The organism is Halalkalibacter kiskunsagensis, assembly GCF_037027555.1.
Classification (GTDB): domain Bacteria; phylum Bacillota; class Bacilli; order Bacillales; family Bacillaceae_D; genus Halalkalibacter; species Halalkalibacter kiskunsagensis.
The window spans coordinates 1-9,274 of the sequence record NZ_JAXBLX010000078.1; the positions used below are offsets into that span (position 1 = coordinate 1).

The window sequence follows — 9,274 nt, forward strand, 5'->3', positions numbered from 1 at the left end:
ATTATAAATCAAATAAAAAGCATTTACTGCTCAAAAAAAAGAGTAGTAAATGCTTTCGAGACTTTTTCAGTGGCTTCGGCTAAAACAGTTGGGGTTGCTTTATTAGGGTTCCGGTAATGTTATCTTAGCAAAGGAATATGTAGTTCACTAAAATACGGTATAAAAACATCGTAATGTATAAATATAACGAAACTTCACACAATTGAAGGATTTTTCACACGGATAGGCTTGATAAGTTGTGTATAATGGGTTTGAACTTCTTGAAACGGATAACGAAAGGGGAACTATATGAATATATTTATAACTGGTGGAACAGGCTTCTTAGGAACCCAATTTATCCAGCAACTAGTAGATTCGAATTACCGAGTATTTGTATTAGTACGGTCAACAAAAAAGAGTAAGGCTTTATTAAGCAAAATTCCACTACATCAACACTCACAAATTGAGATCATTGAAGGGGATCTTTCTGACTATCAACTAGGGATCTCTAAAGAAAATCAAAGCAAACTTAAAGGGAATATAGATGTCTTTTTTCATATAGCAGCATTGCTATCGTTTGATTTTAAAATGGCAGATGAGTTATACAAAGTTAATGAAATGGGAACTAAATATACGTTAGAATTCGCAAAGAATATGGGTGTGAAATCCTATCATTATATTAGTACGGCTTATACGTTAGGGAAGAAAAATGTTGCTGTAGAATCTTTGCATGAAGTTGAGCAAGAATTTAATAATCCTTATGAGGAAACGAAATGTAGGGCTGAGCATTTAGTTATGTCCTATAGTGATAGTATGAAAGTTTCCATTTTTAGGCCATCAATTATTGTTGGCAATTCTGAAACAGGCGAAACAGATTCTACCTTTGGATTATATGGATTTATCAAAGGTCTTGAGATATTCAAAAAAAGAATAGCTAGAATAGGTGATTATAGCGATAAGGAATTTAGTATCATAGGGAATCGATCGGGGACTCAAAATTTAGTGCCAGTAGATTATGTTTGTCATGTTCTAATGGCTGGATTAAAGAGTGCAAAAAATAAGACGATCTATCACATTACAAACCCTAATCCACCAGTAAACCATGAAGGGCTAAAAATTATTGGGGAGCTGCTAGATTTTCCTCACATTAAATTTAATACAAAAGAAAATACAACATTAACAAAAGAGGAAGCAATTTTAAATGAATTTATATCGAATTTTACGATTTATGTAAATCGCGATATTGATTTTAAAATAACAAATACACGACAGCTGCTTAATAACAAGGTATTAAAGATGGATAAGAAAATGTTAACGACGATTATCTACGGATATAAGAAGGAAGAAAAGCAACCTATTCTATTATAAATATCACCCTTTATAAAGGAGAATTTATGTTATATTACAAAACTTATGAGAGATCAGCTAAACATGAATGGATTGTTTTGGTTCACGGATTAGGTGGAAGTTCAACGATTTGGTTTAAACAAATAAAAGACTTGAGAAAACACTTCAATTTGTTATTAGTTGAATTGAGAGGTCATGGAAGATCGGCTAATAAAAAAACTGAGGATGAAATGTATACATTTGCAAAGGCTAGTCAAGACGTGGTAGAGGTAATGGAACATCTCAATATTCAAAAGGCCCATTTTATGGGCATTTCGTTAGGAAGCATTGTTATTAGAAATGTAGCATATCATTCACCTAAAAAAGTACAGTCCATGATACTGGGTGGTCTAATAATAGGGTTTAATCTCCGTTCTAAGTTCTTAATTTCTGCTGGCAATATCGTAAAGAAAAGAATTCCTTTTATGTGGTTATATAATTTATTTGCTTGGATTATGATGCCGAGAAAACGACACGAAGAATCAAGAAAATTGTTTGGAAGAGAAGCTAAAAAGATGGATCAAAAGGAGTTTATGAAATGGTTCCGGATAACAGAAGATGTTGATGCTAATCATCAAGAAATCCGAAATGGTGATTTAGATATTCCAACACTATGTATTATGGGAGAATACGATTATATGTTTCTTCCACAAATAAAAAAAGAAATCAATCACACATTCCCTGGTACATTAATTGTGGTAGAAGAGAGTGGACACGTGTGTAACATTGAAGACCATGAATATTTTAATGAAATTTCAATAGATTTTATTAGAGAAAGTAGTGAAGGTAAACTAGTAGGGTAAGGAAGAAGATGGATTCTCTTGTCTTTTTTACTGAAAAGGGGGCTAGCACAAAAGCATGTAGATATTCGTGAGCTTAGCATGAAAAAGTTAAGCTCACACCACATTTATAAAGTTTGTGCAGAAGGTTAACTTGTTTGAATTCTATTCAATGTTGAAAGGATAAACAAATGGAAAGTTAAATTAGTCAAGCCGAAAGATTCTTAGAACAACATATTTTGCGTACTGGGAATTCCTTAATAGAGTACATACAAAAAGAGAAGAATGTATAACGATAAAAATAAATTCAACGGATTGATGAAACACAGCGATGTGCCTATTGAAATACATAGCTATGAAGGAATTGATTCTCCTTTCCTTCATAAAATTGGATACAATAACCTATTAAAAACGAAGCTTATTGCTTTTTAATTGATGAGATCAATAGGAGAGTATAACGGTAATTGAAATGAAAATGAATGGGGGAAGTATGATGCGTGAAATGAGAGTATTATCACCAACAGCTATATTGGGATACGGATTCCCAATTTCATCATTTGAAGCTGGACTTGAGAAAGAACCAGATGTCATTGCAGTAGATGGAGGCTCAATCGATCCTGGTCCATACTATCTCGGATCGGGAAAGTCTTTCACAGATCGGATAGCGGTAAAACGTGATCTAGAGTCAATTCTGAAAGCTGGGGTGGAGAGGAATATACCTGTTATCGTAGGAACAGCTGGGGGATCAGGGGCAACACCTCATCTAAATTGGTGTGTAGAGATCGTACGAGAAATAGTAGAAGAAGCTAATCTAACATGTAAGCTTGCGGTCATTCCGGCGCAAGTGGACAAAGAATTCTTAAAGGCGCAAATCGCGGAAGACAATGTGAAGGTACTAGAGCCTGGGATATCGCTTTCAGTGGAAGAAATACAGAAGAGCACACATATTGTAGGGCAGATAGGTGTAGAGCCCATTATCAAGGCACTAGAAGAAGAAGCTCAGGTAATCATTGCGGGGAGAGCATATGATCCTACTGTATTTGCAGCGTTGCCGATTAAAGAAGGCTTCGATAAAGGGCTAGCGCTTCACATGGGGAAAATTCTTGAATGTGCTTCAATAGCAGCTATTCCGGGGAGTGGCAGTGATTGCATGATTGCTTATCTCAGAGAGGATCATTTCCTTTTAGAACCTTTGAATCCGACCCGTAAATGTACAACTACATCTGTCGCTGCACATACATTGTATGAAAAATCCAATCCATATATTCTTCCAGGACCAGGAGGATACTTAGACCTTCATGAAACAAAATTTGAACAATATTCAGAAACGACTGTAAAAGTGTCAGGAAGTAAGTACATAAAAGAGCATCCATATACGATCAAACTTGAGGGAGCAAAGCCAATAGGATATAGAACGGTATCGATTGCAGGAGCAAGAGATCCCATTTTCATTAAAGAAATCGATCAAATTGTTGAAGGGGTAAGAGAGCGTGTTGCTGATAACTTCAGGACGATTGAATCAAACTATGAACTCTTTTTTACCATTTACGGAAAAAATGGAGTTATGGGAGAATTAGAACCGGAAAAAATGAATCCTACTGAAATAGGAATCATCATTGAAGCTGTAGCTGATAGAGAAGATTTGGCGAATACGATCTGTAGTTTCGCGCGCTCAACGATGTTACATTTTGGCTACCCAGGCCGTGTCTCAACAGCCGGAAATCTCGCTTTTCCATATTCCCCTTCTGATCTTGAGGCGGGTGTTGTCTATCAATTTAATGTTCATCATTTACTTGAGGTAGACGACCCATACCACTTATTCCCTATCAAGGTGGAGATGATTGGAGGCAGAACGAATGATTAAGAAGATTACAGAAATAGCTAGTGTTATAAGGAGTAAGAATGCAGGACCTTATGAATTAACGCTTGATATCATTTTTAAAAGTCCAGCAATATTTCAACAAGTGAAAGAGAGCAAGGTAATAACGAAAGAACTAATCGCTTCTTTATATCACATACCAGTTAAACAAGTGATCTCTGTTGTTGAATTTGAACCGGCATACGCAGTCAAAGCTACAATTGTCAGACCACGGGTTGCTGGAAGTTTGGGCGAAAGCGATGTGTACGGGGCTCAACAGCACGGACCTTTATTAACCCTTGAATTTGAGATTGATGAATCCAAATAGCATACGTCATTTTTACGAAAAAGCCAAAGAATTCCACTTGAAAGTGGGGTTCTTTTTTCAAATCATTGGAAAAGAAGTAGGTAACGCATTGTCTTTTAAAAATAGGTAAGAAATAAGAGGATACCTATAAGGGGTAGAACCAGCAACCGTGACACGAAACGCAATTTATCTAAATAATAGAATTAGAACCGACCCATGCTTAAGAATCGGTTCTTTTTATTTGAAAGGTTCATTATAGAGCTAGTCGTTGATCCAGATCCATACGAAACTCACCGTATGGATTGATATGATTGTAAATTAGAGGAGTTAGAGCTCGGAAATCCTCCTCGGTCATCTGATCTATCCATTCTTTTTCTTTTAGGATATGTTGGATTTTCAGAGTATTAATATAGACTAAGCAATTTTGCAGTAAGTGGAGGCTAAGGATAGCAATTTCTTGTTCTTCTGGTTGATTTTTTTGTATTTCTCCACCTTTTCCATAAAAGACAAAGTCACTGCCTGAATGCCAGTTTTCCACGACATTTAATCCAGCCTGGATTTCTTTACGTACTTCTTCAAAATGTAGATACTCGCATAAAAAGATAGTTCTCAACGCTTTTCCCAACTCCTGCAATGCTTTATACGTAGGATGAGAAGTATTTTTCGAAAATTGCTTTAAAATGGACTCAGTGTCAGCTACATTTAATCGTAAAGCAGCTACATATTTCACCATTTCATCATACTGTTGGCGAATTAAGTCCCAGTCAATGGTTTTTTGTGAGAGAACAGGTTGCAAATGGGGATAGTCGACTCCTAATTTCGACTTGTACAGTTTCTGTGTATTTATGTTTTTCAGACGTGGCATTAGTTTGAAACCAAGTAAATAACAAAAAGCAAAACCCACATCACTTTGTCCATGGGTATCGACAAAATTTTTGTCAATTTCTTTATTGGTGTTGTGATTTAACAATCCATGAAGCATAGCAGCAACTTCAGAAGAATTGGGAGTATTGACTTGAGAGTGAATACACATGGATTTCCTCTCTACATGCCAATATACCGAAACTCCAGGACCGCGATAGCGTGGGAACCATTGTGTTCTTAAATTTTGGTCATATGCTACCACTCTGGTGGAATCGGAGGCACAGGAAGTGGTTCCCTTCCCCCAAATCTCTTCTAAACGATCTGCTAAAATGGCATTTACTACATGTTCATTGGCCGCCTTTAAGTTATCCTTGTAAATGTATTTTCGCTTAATATACAGCAAGTCTTTGTAGGTAACATCGGCATGCCCAGCAGCAACTCTTTTTATCCCTGTGTTCGTTCCGAGTCCAAAAAGGCATAGAAGCAATCGTTTTTGAATGGTTTTCCGATCCAACCGTTCATGGGTGGCTAATGTTTGAAAGAGATCTGTAAAACTAACCCGTAAGTCGGTTTCTTTGAAAATATCAATGAGATGAGTCATTGGCCACCGACTAGCGATCTCTTGTTTGAGATGAGCTAAGTGTTTGGGTTCAGGCTGTTTTTCGTAATCAGCAAGGGAAATCCATCCTCCTTTGTATTCGGAAATGGATACCTTTTTGTTTTTAGGCAGATCTTGATCTAGCATGGTTAGCTTGTCATGCATCTCCAGTTGTAATTCTGTAATCTTTTCTTCTACATTGAGAGGTAGCTTCAGGGTAGCATAGTGTTCTTCTCGGCGTGTAGCAAAGTCAGATGGAATATGTTCATCGGGATTGCGGTAACGATCGGCGCCTGCTACCCAAATTTCTCGACATTTTAATTTATCTCGAAGGGCATGAAGAACACAAATTTCATAGTTCATTCGGTTCACTTTCTCATTCCCTTTAGAATCACTTTCCATTACATGTTCTCTCCATTTCGCAGGGATAATGTCCTTACCCGTAGGAATATCATCATCAAGAGCGTAATTGATTTGAGTAGCACCTGAATATTTACGAATCAACTCAATGGCTTTAATAATGGGCTGATGATTTTGATTATTGGAACGAAAATCCAATGTTTTCAGCAATTCTATCACTGCTGTACGGTACGAGCTACTATAGGAGCTACGTATCTTCCAATATACTTTTTCTTGATAAACCGATTTTTTGTATTTCAATTCTTTAATAATGCTTTCTAAGGTGTCGGTGTCAACTAAAGAAAAGAGTATATCTTTCACAATTCCATCTGGATTTTCTAACGCAGCTTCTAATAGTGAGATCAGAATGTTATTTTTGCCATGTATTTTTTTTACTTCTAAAATAAGTTCCTTCGTGACCTTTTTCTCTGCACGACCATCAATTTTATGGATGAGAGTGATTAAAATTTCGATTAAACTATCAGCTATCTCCTTGATTCTAGACCAAAAGAACGCAGCTAGTAATGTATAACGAGTGGCTGGTTGATGTCTACGCAGCTCTCTTTTTTCTTCGGAAACAGCACGCAATCGATACCGTTTTAATACCTTGGGTGGGATGGAGTTAAATAGATCATATGGAAGCTCCAGCATAAATAGCGTTTTCCACTTGTTGATCTCCAAAAGTAACGTATCTTTGCTTACTCGACCTGGTCCTAGTGTAATTTTGCGAAACGTGATTTTGTTTTTATCCTCTTTCTCATCCCCCGTCTCTTCGTTCTCCATGTCAACCCATGATTCCATCAGTGCATCCATACGTGAGATTGAATTAGGAGAAAGCTTTTGATATGTATCTTGGTAAAATTGCTGTTCTTGATTCCAAAGGGCAGATTTGACCATTCGCTCAATCCGGTCATTAGTAGGAGGCTCTATTTTTCTACGCCTATATTCAGCGTAGAAAGCCTCTTTCAAAGGTTCAAACTCTTGAGCATAGTCCCATACCTTCTCCTGCAACCAATGAGTAACCTCTTTCTCATCTTGGAGTGTCCCTTCACGAAAACCATATAGTTTTCGAATTTCGTTCCGATGATTCGTCAAGGTTCTGGAACTCCAAGAGTACTGATCAAACATTTCTGAAGGGATCTTAAGTTGCTTAGCGATAAAGTCAATCACTACTTTGGGAATATCGCTAGGTTTAGCTGGAAATCTGGCTTCATGCTGAAAAAACTTCATGAGGACGGCGTAACCAAGTTTTGAATTGGAATATTTGTTTTCTATCAACTGTTTCTCAGGCTCTATCAATGTAAAATGACCGATTAGTTCATCTAATTCCCATTGTTTTTTCATTCTGTACCTCTCAATTGAAATCACGATTTCAGATTTATTGTAGTTTTAAAAACCTAAAAGATTTTTTAATTCGATGGTATAGGGGGAATGTTAATGTTCGTACAAACGGTGCAATGTAGGCTGTAAGCATTGTTCAAGTAACCCTTGTTTCCATTGGTTACCGGTCAGCCTTATTATTTTTTTTGAATCTTGCGGTACAGAGTCATTCTTGAGATACCAGCTTTCGCTGCAGCATCTGTACGACTCATGCCTTGATCGATAAGATATAGGGCATAATTAACCTTTTCCTCATCGGTTTTCGGTCTTCCAGGATGTTTCCCTCTTTTCCTTGCAGCTTGAATTCCTTCCTTCGTCCGTTCAGAAGTTAAATCCCTTTCAAATTGAGCAATACCAGCGAAAATAGTAAACAGCATTTTTCCATGTGCTGTTGTTGTATCGAGCCATGATTCCTTTAAACTTTTCAAGTGTGCCCCTTTTTGAGAAATAAGTTCTGTGATCTCAATCAGATCTTTTGTAGAACGTGACAATCGAGTAAGATCTGTTACAACGACTGTGTCTTTAGGACGAAGAAACTCCATCATACAATTCAACTCCGGTCGATCTCGTTTTGTTCCGGTTACTTTTTCAAAGAAAATACGTTCACATCCAAATTCTTCAAGTTGTTTCTTTTGACGATCCAAATATTGATCAAATGTAGAAACACGCATATAGCCAAACTTCAATTTCATCCTCACCTTTCAACATAATTGTACCAAAACTATAAAATAGTTAATATTGTTACAAAACATTTTGTTACATATTTTTGTTACTAAATTTATGCTAGATTTGTAGACAAGACATTCCTTCCTCTTCATGTAACATAAATGAACGTTTTTGTTACGGTAATTACATAAAAAAGTCTACTTTATAAAAAGTAACGATAAACTTTTGATATTATATGTTTTATGATAATAAAGTTAAAAACTTCAATCATTCTATTCCACAATCGGGCCATTTTCTTGAATAACATTTGGTAGTTAAATTGGATATTTATGTTAAAATACTAAGAGATTGTGAAAGATTGACTTAAAGTAAAGGGCAGGGTTAGTTCAAATGAGACTTTCGAGAAAGGTGAATGTTATTGTATATAGAATTTAAAAAGAGGAGGATGAAATTTGAAATTAAACTTGATATTAGTAGCCTTTTTATTTATTTTCTTACTTATTGGATGTAATGGCGATAATCCAGAAACAATTAATTCACCTGAAGATGCGTTGAAGATGATAGAAGAAGTTGGCAAAGAAAGAGAAATACACGTTTATGGTTCTTATGAGGTTAATGATGACTTGGTTTTGATAGTCTTTAAAGGAGCGATGAACGATAACGATATTTGGATCGCTGATGTCCATAACCAAGACGGTCAATGGTCTGCACAAGAAATAGTTTTAATGAGCGGACCCTTTGAAGGGCAAGGGAACATCCAAACCATTATTAGAAATGATGAATATGGTTACGAAGTAGGATATATGGAAAGTAGTGTTACAGTAATAGAAAGTGCAAGCGTTATTAAGATAGATGAAAGTATTGATTGGAAAATTTGGATTAGGCATTCTTAGATTTCAATTAGAACGAAGATTTGTGAATGAATGTACAGAAAGTAACGGGTAGCGATTGCTTAACAGGCAATCGCTTTTTTACTAACGTGGCAGTTGTGCGGCCGAGCCTAGGTCGTATCATATAGCGGGTGGGATTCCCGTCGAGCAAGAACTAGCCACTCACTC

Annotated in this window: 7 protein-coding genes; 5 read left to right on the forward strand and 2 right to left on the reverse strand. The window is 36.5% G+C overall.

Going from position 1 to position 9,274, the window contains the following annotated elements:
• The first annotated feature begins 288 nt into the window (after positions 1-288).
• The 4 genes from SLH51_RS23805 (at position 289) to SLH51_RS23820 (ending at position 4,330) form a co-directional block, all read left to right on the forward strand.
• A complete protein-coding gene (locus tag SLH51_RS23805) occupies positions 289-1,347 on the forward strand; it encodes an SDR family oxidoreductase (RefSeq protein WP_335964075.1) in 1,059 nt (352 codons plus the stop codon).
• 26 nt (positions 1,348-1,373) lie between these two features.
• A complete protein-coding gene (locus SLH51_RS23810) occupies positions 1,374-2,168 on the forward strand; it encodes an alpha/beta fold hydrolase (protein ID WP_335964076.1) in 795 nt (264 codons plus the stop codon).
• A gap of 466 nt (positions 2,169-2,634) precedes the next feature.
• Complete coding sequence (locus SLH51_RS23815) at positions 2,635-4,008, forward strand: acyclic terpene utilization AtuA family protein (protein WP_335964077.1); 1,374 nt, start codon at positions 2,635-2,637, stop codon at positions 4,006-4,008.
• Entirely contained in the window at positions 4,001-4,330 is a 330-nt protein-coding gene (locus SLH51_RS23820; protein WP_335964078.1) for a DUF4387 domain-containing protein, read from the forward strand. The genes SLH51_RS23815 and SLH51_RS23820 overlap by 8 nt, the downstream gene beginning before the upstream one ends.
• A gap of 232 nt (positions 4,331-4,562) precedes the next feature.
• Here SLH51_RS23820 and SLH51_RS23825 read toward each other — a convergent pair whose 3' ends face one another.
• Together SLH51_RS23825 and SLH51_RS23830 are read right to left on the reverse strand one after the other, a co-directional pair.
• Entirely contained in the window at positions 4,563-7,514 is a 2,952-nt protein-coding gene (locus SLH51_RS23825; RefSeq protein WP_335964079.1) for a Tn3 family transposase, read from the reverse strand.
• Between the two features lie 173 nt (positions 7,515-7,687).
• Positions 7,688-8,236, reverse strand: a complete 549-nt coding sequence (locus tag SLH51_RS23830; RefSeq protein WP_335964081.1) for a recombinase family protein — start codon at positions 8,234-8,236, stop codon at positions 7,688-7,690.
• Between the two features lie 432 nt (positions 8,237-8,668).
• On the opposite strand from SLH51_RS23830, the gene SLH51_RS23835 reads away from it, so the two are divergent.
• Positions 8,669-9,109, forward strand: a complete 441-nt coding sequence (locus tag SLH51_RS23835; protein WP_335964080.1) for a hypothetical protein — start codon at positions 8,669-8,671, stop codon at positions 9,107-9,109.
• Positions 9,110-9,274: the final 165 nt, after the last annotated feature.

Coding starts and splice junctions, on each gene's coding strand:
- SLH51_RS23805 (WP_335964075.1), top strand. CDS start 289: ATGAATATATTTATAACTGGTGGAACAGGCTTCTTAGGAACCCAATTT.
- SLH51_RS23810 (WP_335964076.1), top strand. CDS start 1,374: ATGTTATATTACAAAACTTATGAGAGATCAGCTAAACATGAATGGATT.
- SLH51_RS23815 (WP_335964077.1), top strand. CDS start 2,635: ATGATGCGTGAAATGAGAGTATTATCACCAACAGCTATATTGGGATAC.
- SLH51_RS23820 (WP_335964078.1), top strand. CDS start 4,001: ATGATTAAGAAGATTACAGAAATAGCTAGTGTTATAAGGAGTAAGAAT.
- SLH51_RS23825 (WP_335964079.1), bottom strand. CDS start 7,514: ATGAAAAAACAATGGGAATTAGATGAACTAATCGGTCATTTTACATTG.